Annotated in this window: 17 protein-coding genes and 1 pseudogene; 9 read left to right on the forward strand and 9 right to left on the reverse strand. The window is 41.3% G+C overall.

Translation table 11 applies throughout. The features are described 5' to 3' along the window. The first annotated feature begins 118 nt into the window (after positions 1-118). Positions 119-4,384 carry an MMPL family transporter gene (locus J4526_06375; protein ID WFO74703.1) on the forward strand — a complete coding sequence of 1,422 codons (4,266 nt, stop codon included), beginning with the start codon at positions 119-121 and terminating at the stop codon, positions 4,382-4,384. Beyond that, entirely contained in the window at positions 4,384-4,902 is a 519-nt protein-coding gene (locus J4526_06380) for a PadR family transcriptional regulator (GenBank protein ID WFO74704.1), read from the forward strand. The genes J4526_06375 and J4526_06380 overlap by 1 nt, the downstream gene beginning before the upstream one ends. A 15-nt stretch (positions 4,903-4,917) precedes the next feature. Here the strand turns inward: J4526_06380 and J4526_06385 are convergent, their stop codons facing one another. Beyond that, on the reverse strand, positions 4,918-6,102 hold the full coding sequence (locus J4526_06385; GenBank protein WFO74705.1) for an MFS transporter: 1,185 nt from the start codon (positions 6,100-6,102) through the stop codon (positions 4,918-4,920). A gap of 187 nt (positions 6,103-6,289) precedes the next feature. Here J4526_06385 and J4526_06390 point away from each other — a divergent pair, with 187 nt between their 5' ends. Then, complete coding sequence (locus tag J4526_06390; GenBank protein ID WFO74706.1) at positions 6,290-6,961, forward strand: TIGR00266 family protein; 672 nt, start codon at positions 6,290-6,292, stop codon at positions 6,959-6,961. 197 nt (positions 6,962-7,158) lie between these two features. Continuing rightward, the gene (locus J4526_06395) at positions 7,159-7,689 is read left to right on the forward strand and encodes a hypothetical protein (GenBank protein ID WFO74707.1); all 531 of its coding nucleotides are present in this window, start codon (positions 7,159-7,161) and stop codon (positions 7,687-7,689) included. 38 nt (positions 7,690-7,727) lie between these two features. Here the strand turns inward: J4526_06395 and J4526_06400 are convergent, their stop codons facing one another. The 4 genes from J4526_06400 to J4526_06415 form a co-directional block, all read right to left on the reverse strand. Beyond that, positions 7,728-8,468 (reverse strand): hypothetical protein, encoded by a 741-nt coding sequence (locus J4526_06400; GenBank protein WFO74708.1) that lies wholly within the window; start codon positions 8,466-8,468, stop codon positions 7,728-7,730. 149 nt (positions 8,469-8,617) lie between these two features. Further along, entirely contained in the window at positions 8,618-9,052 is a 435-nt protein-coding gene (locus J4526_06405) for a YkgJ family cysteine cluster protein (GenBank protein WFO74709.1), read from the reverse strand. 314 nt (positions 9,053-9,366) lie between these two features. Beyond that, the gene (locus J4526_06410) at positions 9,367-9,675 is read right to left on the reverse strand and encodes a hypothetical protein (GenBank protein WFO74710.1); all 309 of its coding nucleotides are present in this window, start codon (positions 9,673-9,675) and stop codon (positions 9,367-9,369) included. Positions 9,676-9,681: 6 nt separating this feature from the next. Beyond that, the gene (locus tag J4526_06415; protein WFO76360.1) at positions 9,682-10,392 is read right to left on the reverse strand and encodes a lipoate--protein ligase family protein; all 711 of its coding nucleotides are present in this window, start codon (positions 10,390-10,392) and stop codon (positions 9,682-9,684) included. A gap of 308 nt (positions 10,393-10,700) precedes the next feature. On the opposite strand from J4526_06415, the gene J4526_06420 reads away from it, so the two are divergent. Next, positions 10,701-12,857 carry an endo alpha-1,4 polygalactosaminidase gene (locus tag J4526_06420; GenBank protein WFO74711.1) on the forward strand — a complete coding sequence of 719 codons (2,157 nt, stop codon included), beginning with the start codon at positions 10,701-10,703 and terminating at the stop codon, positions 12,855-12,857. A gap of 192 nt (positions 12,858-13,049) precedes the next feature. On the opposite strand, the gene J4526_06425 is transcribed toward J4526_06420, so the two are convergent. Then, complete coding sequence (locus tag J4526_06425) at positions 13,050-15,278, reverse strand: metallophosphoesterase (protein WFO74712.1); 2,229 nt, start codon at positions 15,276-15,278, stop codon at positions 13,050-13,052. A 324-nt stretch (positions 15,279-15,602) separates the two neighbouring features. Here J4526_06425 and J4526_06430 point away from each other — a divergent pair, with 324 nt between their 5' ends. The 3 genes from J4526_06430 (at position 15,603) to mfnA (ending at position 18,650) form a co-directional block, all read left to right on the forward strand. Next, complete coding sequence (locus tag J4526_06430) at positions 15,603-16,595, forward strand: radical SAM protein (GenBank protein WFO74713.1); 993 nt, start codon at positions 15,603-15,605, stop codon at positions 16,593-16,595. Beyond that, complete coding sequence (locus tag J4526_06435) at positions 16,588-17,448, forward strand: radical SAM protein (protein WFO74714.1); 861 nt, start codon at positions 16,588-16,590, stop codon at positions 17,446-17,448. Before J4526_06430 ends, J4526_06435 begins: the two co-directional genes overlap by 8 nt. A 65-nt stretch (positions 17,449-17,513) precedes the next feature. Beyond that, positions 17,514-18,650 carry a tyrosine decarboxylase MfnA gene (mfnA, locus tag J4526_06440; protein ID WFO74715.1) on the forward strand — a complete coding sequence of 379 codons (1,137 nt, stop codon included), beginning with the start codon at positions 17,514-17,516 and terminating at the stop codon, positions 18,648-18,650. Between the two features lie 60 nt (positions 18,651-18,710). On the opposite strand, the gene J4526_06445 is transcribed toward mfnA, so the two are convergent. Continuing rightward, positions 18,711-19,391, reverse strand: coding sequence for an RNA-binding protein (locus J4526_06445; protein ID WFO74716.1), 681 nt, complete (start codon positions 19,389-19,391; stop codon positions 18,711-18,713). A gap of 189 nt (positions 19,392-19,580) precedes the next feature. Here J4526_06445 and J4526_06450 point away from each other — a divergent pair. Next, positions 19,581-20,420 (forward strand): annotated as a pseudogene (locus tag J4526_06450) (DMT family transporter). 35 nt (positions 20,421-20,455) lie between these two features. On the opposite strand, the gene J4526_06455 reads toward J4526_06450, so the two are convergent. After that, positions 20,456-20,845: a RidA family protein gene (locus tag J4526_06455; GenBank protein WFO74717.1), complete on the reverse strand. Its 390-nt coding sequence runs from the start codon at positions 20,843-20,845 to the stop codon at positions 20,456-20,458. A 38-nt stretch (positions 20,846-20,883) separates the two neighbouring features. Then, positions 20,884-22,089 (reverse strand): hypothetical protein, encoded by a 1,206-nt coding sequence (locus J4526_06460; protein WFO74718.1) that lies wholly within the window; start codon positions 22,087-22,089, stop codon positions 20,884-20,886. Positions 22,090-22,104 lie beyond the last annotated feature (15 nt).

Here is a 22,104-nt window from a genome sequence, read left to right on the forward strand (position 1 = left end):
CACGAAGTTTCTTCTATTGCGCTTAGGTGATTTCTTGAGAAAACTCTTATATCTGGTTTAGTTATATTCAGACTAGACATATCTAGTGTGTACAGTATCCCAGAACGGGGTGAAGGAAATGGGTTTGGCAGATAAAATCGTTCGCCACCCACGTGCAGTGATAGCTATATGGATAATAATTATCATACTCGCAGCACCATTATCAATAAAACTCGACGAAGTTCTCAGCTACGAGGAAACAGGTTTTCTTCCAGAGAATACCGAGAGTGTTAAAGCAGACAATATTCTTCAAGAGAAATTCAATATATCAGCCGAAGCAATGGGCATCTCAATGCTTTTGATAACAGGAATCAATGCAAGCGATCCCAATGCATGGGATTCATACAAGGAATTTAAAGAGAAAGTAGAAGGAGTTTATGCAGAGAATCTGACAAGCTATTACGATATCCATGAGAATATTGAAGAACAATCAGAGAATATATCGATCTTTATTGTAGAACAGCTTGCCAACACTACCACTATGATGAAGAATTTCACTAAACAACTAGTAGAAGGATATGGGCTATTCCTCAACCAGTCTTACATTATGTATAATATGGTGTCTATGACTAAAGTGATGCTAATTAATATGAGTAGTGAATACCATGTGCTTGTCGATAATATCACACAGCTGCATCAGCTGATCTATGGTGTACACGATACAATCAAGGAGCTTGATGAAGGATATGCTGTTCTCAAAGAGAATCTTACAATGCTCTACAAACTAATGATGATGCTCAAGAACAGTATAAGAGAATACAATAATGCAGTATATAACATTGACTACACATATTCTCTACTATACTACAATGTCACGAGAACATTCTACTACTTAGCATATGCTACAGACGCTTATGTTAATGGTACACTTGACCAAAACGACATAGCTACAGTCATATATTACACAAACATGAGCAGTCTCGGACCAGTTGAGCCAGAGCTTGTCGTTGTTGTATTTAATGTAACGTATGGTATTGTAGGTAACAACACGGATATAGTAGACGACTATATGCTCGCTAATATAACAAAAGAGATCTTGTTAAACCAATTGTCTAGCCAGGTATCAGGCGATGAACTATATTTACTTGAAGAAATAACAAACATGTACCATAATGCTTTCATCAATACACTGTCTGTTAACGAGACACAAGACAATAAGCTAATACTTGGTACTTACACGCTGAATACAAGCCTGGCCGGAGCATCACAAGATAATGCCTTACTGGTAATAGAAGATGTGGGAGATAAAGCAGTTAAATTATTGACTAAACCTTTAGCTGACCTCATATACCAGCAAGCATCTTCAGCAGGATATAGTATCCCCTACGAAATGGCGTTACTCATAGCCAATGAGTCCATAGAGTTAGGGCCAATGCCTACGAGTAATGATTTAAAGAATGCAGTGATCAACACGACCATAGCATCTACTAGCTTGATGAACAAGAGCATTCCTATGCCGGAGACAGAGCTTAGAAGCATATTAGAAACAATATATAGCCAAGGTTTGACAACTCCTGTACTCCAAGAGATCTATAGGACCATAGTCGAGAGCGAAGCCAGGAACTACCCGCCTCCAATGAATACCACTATTCTCTTGTGTCTAGACAAGGTATTAATGCTCGATCCAGATGCTACTGGTTCTCTAGCCGAGGACGAGGAGTTGCTTAGAGATCTGACTATAGATGTTGTTAACACCATGCTAGCAAACATGGGTGCCCCCAAGGAGTTCATGGGCTTAGTAGAGAAGCTATACGATTTGGGAGAATCACCCAACCCCGAGATATTCGAGAAACTAGCTAAGGATATACTGGTCAACATGACAAACAAAATGATCGAGGAGAACATTACATTTCTACCAGAGAACATTCAGTTAATGAACATGAGCAAAGAAGATCTAAGAGAATTCATTGCGGTAATCGTTGAGAAAGCAATAGAGATAAGTCCCGACAACGAGACAGCTGTTTATCTTGCTACAAAAGAAATAGTATTCAACCTAACCAGTGAAATGATGAAAGAAACGAATATCACAGCACCAGTTGATCTAACACAATTATTCGATGCATTGTATAGTCTTGGATTCAATGCAACATTTAATGACGTAAGGACTGTTGTTACACCGATATTTAGAGAAGAAGCAGCCAAGATGTTGGAGAATATACCTGCTGACGTTCCGGAGGATATTATTGAGAAGCTGAACAATACTATTGAATGGGTTATAGAGAACTATCCTTTGAACGAGAGCAAGGTTAAACAATATGTTGTATCATTGGTTTACAATATAACTAGTGATTATGCTGAAGAAAACGCTGTCATGAAGGATGTTCTGTCGAGAATTGACTTGAAGAAGATTATAGAAGAACTTTATGGTTACGAGGAAGTTAATGCCACGATTGTAGAGAGTATAGCTGATGAGATAAAACCTGTTCTCGAAAGCATTTTCCTAGACTACATGAAAGCCTACATGGAGACGTTGAAAAGTAGTGATGACACAACATTGCTCATATTATTTGCTCCCCTAGGTAGCAACGACGATGAAAAGTATGATAACGCCTTCAAACTAAGGCAGATCGCAGAGGAGGTGTTTGGTAAGCACTTTAGTAACGCTAAAACATATGTTGCCGGGGGTGTAGTGACGACTAAGGAGATGGAGAAAGTTGGACGCCAGGATATAGGCAAGGTACGAAGATACAGTTACCTCTTGACTCTGATAATTCTATTCATTGTCGTAGAAGCAATATTCGCAACAATAATACCATTCATATCAATAGGAGCGGCCATAATGGTTGCATCAGCTATAGTATACTTCATAGCAGCCTACGTGATGGACATTAGTAGCTGGGCAAGAATACTAATGACAACCACGGCACTCGGACTAGGAATAGACTATACAACATACTATCTACACAGACTCAAAGAATATCTGGACAGAGGCATGCCACTAACTGATGCTGCAGCAGAGGCTCTGCGTAGAGCAAGAGATGCCATTGTAGCAAGTGCTTCAACAGACATAATTGGTTTCGCAGCACTCACGATAGCATGGGACTTCCCGTTCCTCAGAGTAATAGGCATAACAGTACCAATAGCCATATTCTCGGTGTTCCTGGCAAGCCTAACACTAATACCAGCCATAACAGTGATCGTAGGTGGATCGAGAGCATTCTGGTGGCCACGTCGCATTGGCAGGAAGGCTTCCAGCATGTTGAGAGAGAGTAAGGTAGTGAATGGGGTAATAAAGGCAAGGTACCTAATTATAGTGTTGGTAATATTGTTCTCGATACCAGCTACACAAACATTCTTGACATTCAAGGGGAGTCATGACCTAGAACTATATCTGCCTGAAGGAACACAAACACGTGAAGCCTATTTATTACTTGGAGAAAAAATAGGAGCAGCAGCTACATCGCCAACCTATGTGGTACTAATATTCAATAAGCCTGTTGGAGATAATGAGTTAGCATTGATAGAGAAGATCTCGAGTGAAATAGCTGGGTTGAAGTATGTAAGGATAGTATATGGCCCAACAAGACCATTTGGAGAACCATTAGAGAACATTACTCTAGACTATGTGAAAGCATACAATGGTACAGCATTCATTTCTGATGACAAGAAAGTAGTGATGCTGAGAGTAATCTTTAGTGTACCAGGCGAAAGCGATGAAGCGAGAGATACGGTGAAAGCAATAAGGAGTATAGTCAAGAAGTACGTGAATCCAAGTGGGCCACTTGTGGAGGCATATACTGGCGGTATAGCAGCATCTCTTGTCGATCTTGACGAGCTTCTTCAGTACAATTTCTGGCGCAAAATCATACCAGTATCAGTGGCTCTTATGTTCCTGGCACTAGTATTCTCATTGCGTGGAGTAATAGCCGCATTAGTGACTATGGGTACTATCTACGTTGGAATAACATGGAGTATATGGTTCTCCAGCATATTGTTCCAGAAATTCTTCGGAAAACCACTACTATGGTTCCTGCCACTGGTAATACTAGTAGTACTGCTTGGTGTAGGTGTAGACTACAATAGCTTCTATCTAGTCAAGGCACGTGACGAGATGGAGAGACTTGACCCACGTAAAGCACTCAGTGTAGCAGCTCGTACCTCGGGTAAACTCATTATAGGACTAGCCTTAATACTAGTATCATCATATTCATCACTAATGCTAACGAGCATGTGGGCTATGAAGGAAATGGGCTTCGTCCTATCATCAGGAATACTATTCATAGCAGTATCGGCAGTATACATCATGGCCCCAGCGATAATAGCAGTCTTCGGCAGAAGAACATGGTGGCCTTTCAAGGTAGGCGGGAGAGGGAGAAAACATGAAGACAAGGAGGTGAATAACTAATGCAGATCAATAAGATAGAGAATAGAGCCAAGAACTTGATCAAGAGTCTTTTCAGTGTTCCACTACGTAATCTCGTTCTCCAGCTAATCGCACTTTATGGGGAAATGCATGGATACGAGATTATGAAGAAAATAGAAGAAATAACAATGGGCTTCTGGAAGCCGAGCACATCAACACTATACATGGTTCTCGACAACCTAGTTAAGGAGGGTCTCTTAGAGTCTCGTGAAGAATATCGTGGCAAGATCAAGAGGGTAAAGTATAGGATTACAGAGAAAGGATTAGAGATACTTAGGATGAGTATTGGGACAACGCTTGAGATACTGTACCAGATTATTGAAAAACTCGAGGATCTGAATAAAAAACTGAAGACAGCTAAACCAGGTAAGAAACTTATTACACCAGAGGATATCAAGCGCCATATAGAGACTCTTAAGAAGATACGTGATATACTTAATGAGAAAATTATTGAACTAGAGAGTAAGCTTGATACAATGAACTACAATAGTTCAATGTAATGGGGAGTGTTTTTCTTATTTAGATTCCCTTTTTCTCTTAACTATATACTCCATGTATAATAGTATGAATATTATCGACATGAAGAAGACAAGGCTTGCGAGATATGGTAGTGTTGGCGAGATGTATGCTAGATAGCCTGCTATAGCTGGTGTGAACAATATTATTATTCTTCTATAGCTTGATATTGCTGATAATATGCTTGCTGCTTTCTCGCTAGGTATCTTGCTGAATAGCCATGACCTATAGAATGGGAATGCTAGTGTTTCACCGAACCTACCTATTAAATAGGCTATGACGACCATGGGGAGTAGTGGTGCTAAATACATTATTAGAGCCCATAGTGTTACCAAGAGGTAGCCAAAAGCCATGGCTTTGAACCTGTTTGTACTACTTATCCTCTCGGAGACGAAAGTAGCGGCTATAGCACCAATACTAATAGCTGCCTCTACGACCATTACTTCAAATAGCGTTAACCCTAGTTTGTTCACAATATAGTTGAGGAGCACTATTTCTGGAGCAAGAGCCCATGCAATTATCATTAATGCCTCGATAACCAATATGATCTTGAACTCCCTGTCTATCTTGAAGACTAACTTCTCTGTACTAATTCTCTCAGTAGTATCCATGCGCGGTAATGCTTTGATTAAATACATTATTGTGAAGACTGAGGAGAGACCAAATAAAATAAACGCTACCCTATAGTGTACAGGCTTATTGAATACATAGCCAAACAAGTAGCCTAGCACGAGGAACCCAATGAGCTGGCTTAGTTCGGGAAGCCTCATGTGCCATGCAAATACTTCTTCCAGTCTGTCTTTTGGATAGAGTATCTTCTCAGCAGCCTGGTATAATGGATAGAATAAGCCAGATATCTTGTTTATGAGGAGACCTAGAAACAACATTAATGGTGCTATAGGCCCATAGGCAAAGCCGTAACATATTAGTGCTATGCCATCGAGCGCATCAATCGTGATGAGCCCATGTCTTATAGGGACTTTATCGAACAGCTTACCAATCATATATGTTACCGGTATAGACGCTATGTTCACTATGGTGAAGAATAACCCGACTTCAAATACATTGTACCCAGTCATCATCATGTATAGTGGAACCATATACCATGTGATGAGGAGTGGTGTAATTATCGTATGGTACAGTATGTATCTACGGGCAGGCAATGGGATTTCGCTCCACCGCATAGCCGCCACCCTTGGTGGTGGCCTAGGCTACTTGATGCAAAAAGAAAATATGATTGTAAATCCCTTAATAAATTTAGCATAGGGTGCTAAGTAAGTATACAGTAATAGATTGTTCACAGAAAACTTAATAATATTTTTGCACTGTGTATATAGACTCGATAAATATTCTACTGGGGTTGCCTGGGAAATGAAGTGGGAGATCAAGAACCGCCCATCATACTCTATACTACGCATAGAACTTGAGCCAGGCGAACAAGTTACAGCAGAACCCGGTGCAATGGTTTATATGAGCAGCGGTATCGAAGTCAAGACGCAGAGCGGCGGCCTACTCAAAGGACTCATGAGGAAAATGCTTGGCGGCGAAAGCTTCTTCCTAAATACATTCGTGGCTAGAGAACGAGGAGAAATATGGTTTGCTCCCAGCCTACCCGGAGACATAGAGTACATTGAAGTCAAGCCAGGTGAGGATATTATAGTCCAGGATACTAGCTATCTGGCGCACCATGGTGATGTAGATGTTGGTGTAGCATGGAGAGGATTCCGTGGATTACTCGCTGAAGGAGAATTGTTCTGGTTAAAACTCTCGGGCAACGGTGGTGCATGGATTACAAGTTATGGCGGTATAGAAAAGATAGAACTTAGACCAGGTGAAAAAGCGGTTGTAGATAACTTCCACTTCGTAGCAATGAGTGCTGGAATGAAATGGAATGTAAGGAAATTCGGTGGACTAAAATCATTCCTCTTCGGAGGAGAAGGACTAGTAATAGAAGTAGAGGGGCCAGGAAAACTATTAATACAAACACGCTCACTACCAGCGTTCGCTCAATTAATAGCTAAGTATATAGGTGGACGAAGATAGCTAGATCTCTTCCCTTTACAAGTAATGGATAAACACTCCTCTTATCTTAAGCAATAATACCAGTTGAAACGGTAGTTGTCTCTACTAGATTAAACCATAATTTGATTTTACACTCTACACATAGTATACAGCAAAGAGTTTAGGTAATACAATATTTTTTATTACTACAGGTCATTAGTATTATGGTGGTGTTTACTGTGGAAAAGGAAAAAATAGCTGCTATAACAGCAATAATAGTCCTTATTCCCGCGACTATTCTCGCATTATATGTTTACCAGAACACTATGTCACTAGAGAACGAGAAGAAGGAAATACTAAGCACAATAAGCAAAGATTCTACATTCTATTTATTCCGTGTAAGCAGCGATATCAATATCCTGCTACATCTTCTTGAACAAAACGCTACAGTAGATGTCATAAGATATAAAGCTGAAGCAATAGGCTATAATGCATACACGCTATCTTTGTTTGCACATATTTTATACGACCATACTGGTGAACAAAAATACTTTAAGCTACAGAGTGCTTTCAGCGGATTGTTTAACTTCATGTTTGATGTAATAACCGATGAGCCAAGTAAAATAAAGTCTGAGCTAATAAAGAATAACGAGACGTTTAGTGAAATAAGTCATGTATTAAGAGAAATGGCGACATACAGGGATCTCATGAAAATACCTGAAGACCTAGTTGAAGAACTGTATAATGCTGTGGGCAGGCTTTCTAAGTAGTATCCAAAAATTCTTTATCTCAACGAAATATTTTCAATTTAGTACTCAGCTTCTACATTATCGTACAATCCTTTTGGAACAATAAGTATGGTTGGGCAGGATACACAAGTGGGCTTTACTGGGCATTTTGACCCAGTCTCGCTGTGAATACATGTAGCTCCATAAACAACATATACTTCTATCAAGTATATCGTGTTATTGTTTCTTATCGTGATCTTTTCAACAGGAGTAAATGTATTATTATTCCATAAAACGATTTTATATACTAGACTACTTTGATACGAAGCTTCATTAACAAAAATAGGTTCGACAACAATTACAAAACCTTTTCTTGAAGCATCAAAGATAAGACATCTAATATTATCAATGCCCATGCTATCGATTATTCTTAACACATGAAGTGGATGCATGGTATAACTCGAATATACATCGTCATTAACTCTGCTACTTGACCACCAAAGCTTGCCGTTATTAATGCCTACTTGATAATAGTGCCAGATACCATTTTTGACTCCATAGAATTCTATGAAGAATCCTTCAATAAGACCACTACTACTATTAATATCTATCTCAAGTCTGGCAAGCCTAGCAGAATCATTAACAATACCTGTAGATTCCACTATAACACTCCATAAATTATTAAGAGAAAACTCTTTATCAACAGAGACAATACCACTATTATGCTCATTACTACTAACAAGGTAAATACCAGCTAGTACCAAGGAACCGCAAAGCAGTGCCGTGACTATGAGAGCAAAAGAAACTAGGCATCTCTTCAAATAACTATCACCTTACTCAATAATACAGTATTGAAATAGACAATATAAGCATTGAAGCAGGAAATCAGAGTCGTTGCTATAGCTATTTATTTTTGTCCTATCCCAATTTGTATTTTTCTAAACACCTAGTTAATGCTAATTCTGTATGGCTAGCAATGTAGTTTGTATTGTTTGTAGAAATCTATAGCTTCTTGTGCTTTCTCTAGTATCCTCCTAAATAATTGCTTGTATCGAGATGTATCTATTTTGTCTCGAAGTACATCCGCCCTAGGGCATAGCTTGTCTACTAGTATCTCGTCTCTCCATGGATCATATATCAATGGATAAAGTCTACAACCAACAGGTCTCCACTTGTATATCATGCACTTGTTTGTCTCTGGGTCAAGAAACACACAGTGGCCATTTATGTTACGTAATCTCACATACCCGTCTCGTAGTTCTGCAAAATAATCAATACTATAACCTAAACCCATGATCTCCATTATATCATCTATCGTCAAGATCATTTCTGTATCATAACAACACTTACCACAGAAACTGCTGTTCATTTTGCAATTAACAACTACTAATATATCGTCCACCAATAGATAACACCAAACCCGGTATTCTCCTACTAGACATAACTATCTTTTAGATCAGTCAGTCTGGCCTACATTATATATTAAGGTTGCTAGAGCAGAAAATATACTTGGATAGGGCCCCAGGGACACCGCGGAGTCAACCGCGTTTCTGGGATGACCTGGGGAGCCTTGCGGCCGCCTGTTCTCTTACTCAGTCCCAGTAGATACTATTTTTGCAAATTAATGTGGCTAGGTATGTAGCTATGTTGTATGTGTTGGCTAGTAGTGGTGTTGCTACAAGCCTTGCGTGGTTTAAGTAATTCTATGAGCAGTCTTCGTTAAGGTCTATTTTCCTTAATGTGCTTTTTACTTATTGCTTGTTCTATTAGTTGTTTTATGTCTTGCAGGCTTGTTCCTACCAGTTCTATTTCTTTCTTGTAATCATCTATAGTTTTCATTGCGTCTTCAAGTGTTTTTCCTTGTAGCTGTTTTTCTAGTTCCTCTAATTTCTCTGGAGGGTATGCGAAGAAGTCTCCACTGATCACTATGTCTATGATCTTGTCCTCGTCAGGGTTTATCGTGATGTCTATTTTCAGTGTTTTGCCTCCTGGTGTTTTCTTTATAAGTGATATTGTTTTTGTTGCCAAGAATAGTCACCTCTTGTAGATCCATTCTTTGGACATGTATTTTTCCTTGAGTCTTGTTGCTAGCTCGATTTCTTGTGGTGTGTATGTGGATAGTTTTAGCTCGTTTATTCCTAGGGCTTTCTTGAATCCCTTGATCATGGCGTTTATTACTTCGTTTTTGGTTACTCTCCTCCCTAGTTCTATTGATAGTGTTGTCACTCTTTCCCTGATCGATTTAACGCCGTGGGACTCGAGTTTCTTCTTTGGTGCTTTAAGGCATTTGGCTAATATGTCTAGGTCTGTATTGTACATGAGTGTCCCGTGTTGTAGCAAGGCATTCTTTTTCCTGGCTTGAGCACTGCCAGAGATCTTCTTGTTGTTTACAATAACGTCGTTTACAGGCTTGAATACAGCGTCTAAACCGAACTCCTTTATCGCGTATACTATGCCTTGGCATATGATCCTATAGCTCTCCTGTATGTCACGGGCGATCTCGTCTATAGGGGCTACAATGCTATAGGTTATCTCGCCGAACCTATCATGATATACTGATCCACCACCTGTGATACGGCGTGTAAAACCTATATTGTTCTCCAATAGATACTCTACATTCACGGCATCATTTATTCTCTGGAAGTACCCGAAAGTCACGGCACTAGGGTTGAAAACGTAGAGGCGAAGAGTATTGGGTATCTTGTTCTCGTCACGTAGGATAAGCATAGTCTCGTCTATAGCCATATTCCAGTATACATCACCACTATCAATAATAAGCCTCCACACGCTCAAGACAATAAACACCCTAAGTAGTCATTATACATCTTGTCAAAAAATAAACTTATAGACATATATCACGTGATTCTTAGTGAACTATATCTCTTGAGAGTAATGTTGCTACTCTGGAGTCAGTTAGTCGATTACTATAGTGTATTACTGGGAAGATGTTAAGTACATAGTTACTAGTCCTTGTATTATACCACTTAGTGTTGTTCTAACGTTCTCTTTAATACTCCGATCCCGGTTTACATCTTCTTCCCAGGTGCAGTGTTATGAGGCGTAATGCCATTGTTTGCCTACTGGTATTAATCATGATCGTCTTGAGTAGCTCCATGACTGCAATGGAATTAGTGGAGACGAGAGAATACTGGTGGGGCGGCGCGATCAGTTGGTATCAGAACCCTGATCCCGAGGCTATTGCGGGTGCCAGACCTATTTACGTGGTAGTCGATCCAGACTATGGTCCTGGCGATGAACCGTGGAGTAGAAGTGATATAGAGTGGATGAAGGCTGGTGGAACAAGGGTTATAGCTTACTTGAATATTGGTTTTGCCGAGGAATGGAGGAGTTATTGGAATGAGTCTTGGAGCAAGGAAAGCCACCCGGAGTGGCTTACATGGGTAGAATACCCTGGTTGGCCTGGCGAGTACTTTGTCAAGTTCTGGGATTATTCTGCATGGGAGCCCGGTGGATGGGTTGATATACTCAAGAAGGAGCTCAAGAAGATCATTGACATTGGGTTCTCTGGTGTAAGACTCGATAATATCGATGCTTGTGTGATGTGGGAGAACCCGAGCGACTACAATTTATCGCTGCCCAGAGTCGAAAACGCATGTGAATGGATGATCTATCTAGTAGGAAACCTTAGTAGCTACGCTAAATCCCTAGACCCAGATTTCGTGATAGTCGCTAATATGGGTGGAGCACTAAGCTTACTCGGCAACGAGTCCTTTCTTGAAGCCATAGATGTTGTTGAGAGAGAGGATGTGTGGTATTCTGATGACGAACCCGTTGATCCCATGGAGAATAGTGAAGCACTGTACTGGCTTGAGTATGCTAGGGATCATGGGAAGGAGGTTATGGTGACAGATTATGCTTGGACCCCGTGGAAAATAATGGATGCACTTGGTAAGGCGAGAGGGGAAGGATTCTATATCTATGTTGCTTCAACTCGTGATCTAGACACCTTGGCAGACTATGTACCATCGTACCTAGGTTTAAGTGTCGTCAATACCACTAGAGGATTATATGCGGTATGGTCTTACCATGGAGTTGTAGATAGCGAGTTGAGAAGCTTTGATATATACATGACACTATTGGACGACAATAAAGACATTGAACCAGTTAGGATCAGTGGTATCGGTGATGATAAATGGCCTTCAGCAATTTATCTAAGAGACCTAGACGTAATTGCCGTCACCTGGGAGAAATGTGGTAGCAGCAATTGCACAATAGAACTAGCTCTCGTTAATCCAGATAACCCACGTGAAGTCTATGGAAACACGAGTATAGTGTATCCCGGGTACAGTCTACGTAAACCAGCTATAGCATTCTTTAACAATAAAATATACATCATATACTTGAATATATCATCAAGTACAAAGCTTTACTACACAGTAATAGACCTGAATACTCTAGAGCAAGAAGAGACACAAATACTGTCTAGTAATGTACTAGAGGCTACATGTATACACGTAGCAGAAAGCTCATCAAGCATAATGGTTACATGGGTTGATGAGGATTACTCTCTTCATGCTACATTAATAGATGACAGTGGTGTTATTGTAGATAAAGTAGTTAGTGCTAATGTTGATCCGCGAAGGCATTGTGTAGCATATGTGCCACAAAAAGATGTGTATGTAGTAGCTTATAGTATAAGTAATGAGACAAAGATAATAATTGTTGATACACATGGCTCAATACTATCTAGAATTAGCATAGACGAGCCTCTTGCTTGGTTTCCAGTAATAACAGTTGTAGAGGATAATAAGATCGCTTATACAAGTGTCAACAAAGTAGTTGTAGTAAACATAGATGATGGTAGTGTAGTGGAGGAAAAAGAACTAGAAAAACTGCCGGTAACAGGCATGAGTCTAATACATTTAGATCAAGAACTACAAGTTATCACACCGGACTATGGCTCGAATAATACAGTCAAAATACTATCGATAAAGCTGGTATCTAGGGAAACCACAACTACGACAACTACAACTATATCTACAACCACTTCAACTACAACCACTATAACTACTATAACACATACAACAACCACAACGACTACCACCACAGAAACCGTAGAGACAACACAATCAAGCCCAACAGAAACATCTCAACAGCCAACAAGTCTTGTACAGTATTCCCATGTACTCATACTAATTGTCATGCTAGTGATAATAGTGGTGTTGATCCTAATAAAGTATAAGAAATAGAAGCAGAACAAAGTGGTTACCAATATACTATTGTGATATAAAAAGAATGTCCTATACCTTTGCTTCATCAATATTTCTTCAAATAAACTCTTCATGTTAAGGTTTAGAAAAGCAATAGGTAAGAAGGATTAAGGGTAAAAAAGAAGTCTTTGTTTTTGTTTAAGTGATTCTTCATGAAATTTCTTCGGAATGTCACCCGTGGTATACTGGTGATGAAACTGCTTCTACAGGGCTTGTTTCGTGTACACTATACATGTGCCATGGATCATAGTTTGGCTTGTAGACTGCTCTATAGTATACTTCTTGCGGTACTATGAACGTGAAGACAGTGTCGCTATTGTCTTGTAGGGTTAGTGTTGTCAATGTATACCAGTGGATTCCATCACTGCTTCCCTGTATTATTATTGTACCATCCGCCACGGGATCTCCATAGATCGTCTTTAACTCTACTACGATGTATACGTAGTCTGCTTGATCATAGTAGTCTGTTATCGTGATTAGTGTTGGTATGCCTAGTATGTTGGGTACAAGGGAATAGCCTGTTTTCCCGTTGGCATCGTTTACTTCGAAGTAGGCTATACTTGCTTGGCTATAGTAGCCGGGATCGCTTCTAACAAGGAATACAGCATAGTTTATATCATCATAGTCGTTGCTGGCAGTCCTATAGGTCCATGTGAGAGAATTTGCTCCATCCCAGTAGGTCTCGTTTTCCATCCATACCTCGCCGAAGAAGTAGTCCTGGTAATACGTTACCTGGAGCCAATACCCTACTGCAGGCCAGTAGTCCTGGAAGTAGAGGTAGTCACCCCATCCTGTCCTGCTATTTGTTTGCCTCCATAAACATAGATCGTAGGGGTACGTGTAGTCTTTCTCGATATTCATTCCAGCAACGAGTTTAAGTAATGCTTCCGATACATCATAGCCGTCATCCGGTACAAAAGTTTCTTTCGATGTTGTTAACGCGAACCTCATCTTCATATTCCATGGTATATGCTCTGTTGATACAAGGGCTTTGATTCTGATATTGTCGCCACTATGTGTAGCTGGAATGAATATTGCGGCGAACGGTAGTTCTTGGTCGGCGTACTCACTATATACTTTAAGCCATGCCACAGGATAGTTCTCTCTTACACCAAAACTTATCATTCCAGCCATGCTCCTAGCATACATTATGCCGCCGGCGACTCTTGCGAAGAAGTAGAGTCTAGGGCTCCAGTATTCACGTCCGCTAGAATCAACAACATGTATCTCCATATAATGGGGTCCATTGCCAAGAGCCTCTACATCAATATAACCTACATACAAGCCACCATAACTATTTGCCTCTACAGCAGACATGTACGCTGCTGGCTCGCTGTCAATCCATAGTTCCACCTTAGTGATAGTGTCTTCACTGAATGCTAGTGCATGAACTTCGACTACACCACTGAGAACACTGCCTTGCTCGATATTGGTTATGAAGCCTATTGGCCACTGGCCAACAGTCGCGACCAGTGTTGAGACGATGTCGTTGTCTACAGCAACTAGTCTATACGCATATCCTATCCCGGTGTAATACCTGCTTGGATTCCAGTCGGCTTGCCATGGGCCAGGTAGTGTTAATGGTGCTGTTCCGATCCAGTACTTGCCGTAGTGTCTAGTTACATAGTTCTCGTGAACATGTCCATATAATATTCCTCTGACTTTACTATAACTACTGATCACACGTAAGAGTCTCCATGGATCACCCTTGGTTATCGTGTTGTATGGTGTAGCCTTGTAGTCCCAACCACCTAGGTCAACAACTTCGTTGCTATTCGGAGCCGGCGGGTGATGCATGAAAACCCATACTTCTCTGCAGGAAGGATCGTTTTCTGCCTCACCAAGCCATGTCTCCAGAAGATCAAGTATCTTGTCCTCGATATTTCCGCTCGACGTAGTCGGGTCGGATGTGTTTATTGCTATGAACCTAATGTACTCATAGTCGTTTATCCATAGATCCCACTTGTATGTTGGGCTACCAAAATACTCATACCATTTATCCCATCCACTAGCACTAGAATCCTTGTACGAGTATACATCATGGTTCCCAGCAGTATCAAGCCGTAGTAGGTCAGGCCAGAAATCCATGACACTACGGTACACAGGATACCATTCATCAGCGTACACAGGGTCATCAACTATATCGCCAGTGTCAATCAGCACGATTGGTTTGAAACCGCTAGCCAGGAAAACGTTTCTTACATCGTCAGCGAACTCATACATTTTGGATACATTAGCAGAACCACTACCTAAATGGAGGTCTGTTATATGGATGAGATAATAGATATTATCGCTTACAGCATCAGCTTTTATAGGATTGTTTAGTAGCGGCAAAGGAACTGTTATGAAAGTGAAGAGTACCAGAATTAATAATGTGTTAAAGAACTTAATAGAACGCAATATACCACCATTTACTATATATTTAATTGTAGTAGTATTTATACGAATATAAAATGAGATAATTATAAACCACTCAATTAAATAGCATTAGAGCAAGAAGATTTTGTTGAAAGAGGAAACAATAGAGGGAAAAATTATCTACAATACCGTAATTTGGTGCCTTTCCTTGAGCATATTGATTTAAGTCTATTCTCCTTACAACACCAGCTTAATCTATTGTATTTATCCATGGTATTGCTATAAATTATGCAAAAATCAAAAGAACATAGTCAGGCAGAATAGTATATACTGTACACTGTAACTACAGTAGGGTGGACGCGTTAAATGCTTGTTAGAGCATCTATTGGCACATTGGCTTTACTTGGTTTTTATAGTACTAGATTAGATGAAAGACCATTTACAGCCTACTTGCTCCAGTACTCTAGGGATGGTTGTCTTGCCGGTTGTATATTTTGTCCTCAAAGCCGATCTAATCTTCAGGTAGACAAGGAGCTCTTGTCTAGGATTCCTTGGCCTGTTGTTGAGCTCGAGGAAATTGTTGAAAAACTTAGGGAGTCCAGGGTTTTCTCGAGGGTTTGTGTTGAGAGTGTCTTAAAGAAGAAATTTATTGACGAGATGCTGGAGATCGCGAATTATATAGTGTCTAGCGGTATTGATGTACCGTTAAGTATTGCTGTGACTCCTGTCCATAGAAAATATCTCGTTGAGCTCGAGAAAACCGGTGTCGACAGGCTTGGCATCGGTCTTGATGCCGCTACCCCAAGTGTTTTCGTTGCAGTAAGGAAACCGTATACCTGGAGAACATACATGGAGTTCATAGAGAGTGCACTAGATGTTTTTGGCGAGCATAGAGTTGAGGTTCACTTGATCAGGGGTCTTGGTGAGACCGAGCGCGAGTTCGTTGAGACCATGGCTATGCTCATGGAGATGGGTGTTGATATAGCATTGTTTGCATTAACCCCCGTGAAGGGCACTCTCGTGGAGAAGTATAGGCAGCCAAGCATAGAGTCCTATAGGAGAATACAGCTTATACGCTACCTATTGTCTCGTGGGATGAAGCTGGAGGATATAGTGTTCTTCGCGGGGGACAAGGCTTGCCTCAAGAAACATGTTGTTGAGGAGGTACTCAGTAATTTCGACGAGTACGCTGGAGCCTTCCTTACATCTGGTTGCCCTGGATGCAATAGACCATTCTACAATGAGAGGACTAGAGGGCCATTCTACAACATGCCCTCCCATAGATTCATGCGTAAACACTATGAATTACTGTACAAGGAGGTAGAGAAAGCTCTAATGGAGTGTAGCCAAAGTGGCTAAACCACAAGCCTTCATCCCGGGGAGAAAATTCCCCGACATAAGTATAACCGGGAGAGCTTGTGCTCTCGGTTGCGACTATTGTAGAGGACACTACCTCCATGGCATGGAGTATGCTACCAGCCCGAAAGAACTCTACGACACGATAAGATACCTTGTCAAGAAGGGTGCACGTGGAGTACTCGTATCAGGAGGATTCACTCGGGAAGGCAGACTACCAATAGAGCCATTTATTCCAGTACTGAAGCAAGCTAAGAAGGATTTCGACCTAGTCATAAGTGTTCACACGGGTGTTATCGATAAAGAACTTGCGTCTAGGCTTCGTGAAGCAGGCGTCGATATAGTAGACTACGAGCTCGTACTAGACCCCATTGTCGTCAAGAAGGTGAAGCACTTGGATAAATCACCCGAAGACTATATCAGAGGGTACGATACGCTTGTTAAACATGGTCCACCATACATAGCACCCCATGTACCCATAGGATTCAACTACGGTAGAATACTCTATGAGAAACAAGTAATCGATATTCTGAGAGACTACAAGCCATATATTGCAATATTCCTCGTATTCATACCAACAAAAGGCACCCCAATGGAGAACGTTAAGCCGCCTGAGGTAAACGATATCCTCGACATAATCAAGTACTCTAGGAGGGTTCTTGGAGAAAAAACGATTCTATCAATGGGATGTATGAGGCCATGGAGTATGAAGTTCTTGCTTGATAAGATGTTGGTTGAACAAGAGCTTGTAGACAGAATAGTCAATCCTCCAGTAAAAATAATTGAAATGTATAACCTGGAGAAAATAGAGGCTTGTTGTTCTGTACCAAAAGAGCTGCTTTATAAATTCCTGTAAGCCATCTGGTTTGGGCGAGGTTTAATAGTGTGTAACCTGGCTAGATTGGTTCACGGGACGTGTTCTTGGGTACACGCGATCCTAGAGAGGTTCTCCGTTTACTGGAGGAGCTGAGGCGTAGGGATCCCAGTTATGTTGATGGAGAAGTCCTTGGCTCAATGACTACTGAGCCACTTTGGTATAGTGTCGAGGCATTCAAGATCTTTATCAACACTAACTTAAACGATCCCGCGTTGTTCAAGGAGACTTATAGGCTTGAAAGAGATGTCGTGGCAAGGATATCAAGTTTATTCCATGGCAATGGCCATGGTGTTGTTACCTATGGTGGCACCGAGTCCAATATAACAGCACTCTATATTCTCAGGGAGCTCCGTAAAGGAGACATTGTTGTTGCTCCAAAGTCTGCTCACATAAGTATCAAGAAGGCTTGCAAGCTACTAGGATTGACGCTCATAACAACGAGACTCAAGGAAGACTATACCCCTGATCTAGAGGAGATGTGTAGGGTTATACGCTGGTATAAAGACCGTATTGTAGCGGTTGTTTTCACGGCGGGGACAACTGATCTAGGGATCGTGGAGCCTGTCGACAAGCTGGTGGAGATGTGTGGTGACACAGGAGTACCGATACATGTTGATGCAGCATATGGTGGACTACTAGCTATCTTCCTACAGAAACACCGATCCGGCATACCATTGTTTGACTTCAGGCTAGAGAATGTTTACACCATAACTGTTGATACACACAAGATAGTCTCCCCGATACCCGGCAGCCTACTGCTTGTCAAGAACAAGGAGCTCGAGGAACTAGCTTCTTTCGAAGCACCATACATGCCGGAGAGGAAACAAAGAACACTACTTGGCACGAGAACGGGCGGCGTAGTAGCAGCAATATGGTCTATACTAGAAGTCGAGGGATTCGAGGGACTGGAGAAACTAGCCCTAGACCTCATGGAGCGAGCAGAGTATCTTGTAGACAAACTAGGCGAGCACGGCTTCAAAGTAGTCAGGAAACCAATGCTACCACTGGTAGCAATACGAGTGCCAGACAGGGATCGTGTAGTCGAGGGGCTGTGGAGAAATAGACTCTATGTATACCCATCAACAATACCAGACGTGATACGAGTAGTCATAGGAAGACACATAACCAGAGAACACATAAACAGGTTCGTCGATACATTGGTTAGAATAGTCAAGAAGTGAAAATAGGTTTTCTCCATTGTCTTTGAATCAATAGAAACCGGCCGGTTTCCAATGGCTTTGCTACTTCTTCCCCGAGACTATGCTGTAGATTATTGAGGTTAATTCTTTTGTGTCAATGAGGTTTTCTGGAGGCCTCTTGCCCTTGTATTCTCTTGGTAGTGGGTTGCTGCAGTACATTGCTTCGCTTAGTTCTCCACGTATAATGGCTGGTGGTAGTATGGCTGCTGCCCGTACTTCTCCCTTCTTGATGTCCTGTATGTTGGTTATGATTGTGTAGAGGAATAGTCCCTCAGCCTTTGTTATATAGAGTTTATCGGCGTTAGGGTGCTTGTGAACACTAGTTACCTCTACACCTTCTATGTCGACAGCGTACCATGGCTTGTTTTCTTCGCCGAGAGAAAGACGGTACTGGAGCCCATAGAGTATCCTCAGCACATACCTTACCTCAGCGACGACAAACGGGTCCGGCTTGAATTTCTGGAGCAAATCCTTTTGCAGTAGTTGCGAAGCAAGCTTCTTAGACAACTCTTTAAGCTGAGTAAGCTCTGGAGACTTAACGATGTCGGGCCACGGTAGGAAACTGTATTTCAGCCTCAACAGCAACGTCTTGGCTTCCTTGACGAGATTACTTACTGCACCCCAGTTCAATGGGAGGCTGAGCTTGTGGAGCTTAACAATCTCCTCAAGAGTACTGACAGCCTTCTCGGCAACAAGTATCCTGTAATCCCTGCTCGTATCCATAGTTGGCACCAAGCAATAGTATTGGTGGAAGGTATAAGTAGGTAACCGGTTTTACTCTATGTATGTAGCATGATAACATAGTTTAACAGCCATTGACAGATCGTCTTAACTAGAATTATGCAATGTTTTCAATGAATCAGCGGAGGTCGTATATCTCCAGTGGTATCACGAAAGACAAGAGGACTTGCAGCACTACTGGTGACTACAATACTATGGGGTTCTTCCTTTCCAGCAATAAAGATCATTATGTACTCAGTCCATGAATATACGTACACTTGGCTACGTAGCCTTGTAGCATTAACTGGATTATTCCCCTATGTGTTGTATCGTCTGTCTTCCCAAAGTAGAATAAGTGCTCGCGTTGTTAAGGGAGGGTTGCTTGCCGGTATAGCTTATGCTCTCGGGCTATGGCTTCAGGGATGGGGGACACGGTATACTACGGCTAGTAACTCTGCCTTCATAACTGGCTTGAATGTTGTCTTTGTCCACGTATACACGGCGGTTATATTGAGGAAGTATAGTGTCCGGCAAGGTATTGCATTACTGCTCGCTATAACGGGTCTCTACATGTTGACGAAGCCGAGCACGGGCTTCAATATAGGGGATTTTCTTGTACTCCTTGGTGCTTTCATGTGGGCTCTGCAAGTCATTATTGTAGACAAGTATTCTGTTGGAAGCGATCCACTTGTATTCACTTTCTTCGAGATGATTCCCGCACTATTATTTATTATACCAGATTATTTCACAGGAGTAACGCTACCTCCTCTAAACAGTTTGCTGCTCATAATATACCTTGGGCTAGTATGTAGTGATGCAGCATTCACTCTACAAGTATATGGGCAGAAATACATAGTACCATCCTACGCGGCAATAATATACTTGCTTGAACCAGTATTTGCATCAATATTCGCCTACATAGTTCTTGCGGAAACAATGGTTGCACTACAAGTAGTTGGAGCAGCACTGATACTGTCATCAATGTTTCTTGCGTCAACAGAAGAAATTATTGTAAAAAACAATACTAGTTAGAAACTTCGCCAAGGGATACGGGTTTCTTGTACCATCTAATGCTGATCTATATACGCGATAGCCTCTACTTCAAGGTCAGCATTCATAGGGAGGCTAGATACCTCTACTACAACTCTTGCTGGCGGGTTCTCTTTGAAATACTCCTTGTATACTTCATTGAATTCTTTGAACAACTTTATGTCCCTCAAGTACACAGTTACCTTTACGACATCATCGAGTGTTCCACCAGCAGCTTCAACAATAGCTTTTATGTTCTCGAGAACCCTCTTTACTTTATCACGGAAACTACCTTCAACAATCTTGCCTGTAGAAGGATCTATAGGTATTTGTCCTGCGATAAAAAGCCATTTGCCTGCAAGAACACCTTGACTATAGGGGCCAATGGGTTTAGGTGCTTTATCCGTGTACACGATCTTTTTAACCATACACAGGACACCTTCTAGGAAAAGCTTTTCAACGAAAACTATTTCTTCTTCGTGATACTTTTCAGTTTCTCTAAAACGTGTTTAGCCTCAACGTAAAAACTCCTTATCGTGCCGATTACTACTGTCTTGAAGTTTTTCCTATGCCGTATCTCGAATAGATAATATGTTATGAAGCTGAGTGCCGCTATGAAGAACAATATTTTCCCTACATCAACGGCTAGCCAAGAGGTTGTTGTATTGCTTGGTGGACTTGTTTCTCCTGTTTTCTTCAGTAATTGTATATAGTGTTTTGTGATATTGTAGATCGTATAGGGAGTGTACCCAGGGATTTCTGCTGTTGCATCGTAGTGTGGCTCGATCATGCTTCTTTCATGGTACTCGTTCCAACTATAAATAGCAATGATTTTTACTTCATTCTTGTGCTCTATAACCCACTCCCACTGTTTTATGTAAGCTTGGGCAACATACGTTGGGTCAACAAGCCTATCATCACAGCCTGTTCTATTACTGTATATACAGAATAGTCGGTCATCGAACCTAGGTGTCAAGGCTACATAGCCGTCTCTCCTTACCCTCAATTCCACGTCTTTAAGTGTAACCCATGGAGCCAAGTAGTCTGGCCACAAGTCCCAGTCCTGGTACCCTGCGTTATCAACGTCGTTCCCCACGATTCTTATCTCAAATCTATTGTCATTGGGTTTGTAGGTCATCCCTATGGGGTTGAATGCTAGTACAAGTGGTTTACCATTAAGCCTAAAGTACACGTTAGGATACTTCTCGACATAATTCTCCATGATGTAGTCTAGTGTGATGCTCCAGAAACTCTCATTATACCAGTCCGATCTCTCAGTATGGAGATAGGGTTCAACAAGTATAGCAGCTTTAACACTATAGTTCCCGTTACTGATTATACTAAACAGCTTCTGGGCAGCATGGTCTTCATAGCTTCTAGGGCCCCACCAGGATACAAACAATACATCGATACCAGCATCCTCGATCAATCCCAGCTGCCACTCGATAACACTAGTATTCATACTAGAGTAAAAGCCTATGACAGGCATATCACCGAAAAGTACGAGTGTATCATTACTATCACTCCAATGCCTGCCATCACTACCGTACCAAACATAGTAATACACAGCAACAACAGGCTCGCTGGATACATCACTATTTACAATACCAACATGCAATACAATGAAACCCAGCAGCATAACCCCAAGAATCCATTTATGCGTATCCACCACAAGCGACCCCAGTAG

The sequence above is a fragment of the Desulfurococcaceae archaeon MEX13E-LK6-19 genome (genome assembly GCA_029637525.1).
Taxonomy (GTDB): Archaea; Thermoproteota; Thermoprotei_A; order Sulfolobales; family Desulfurococcaceae; genus MEX13ELK6-19.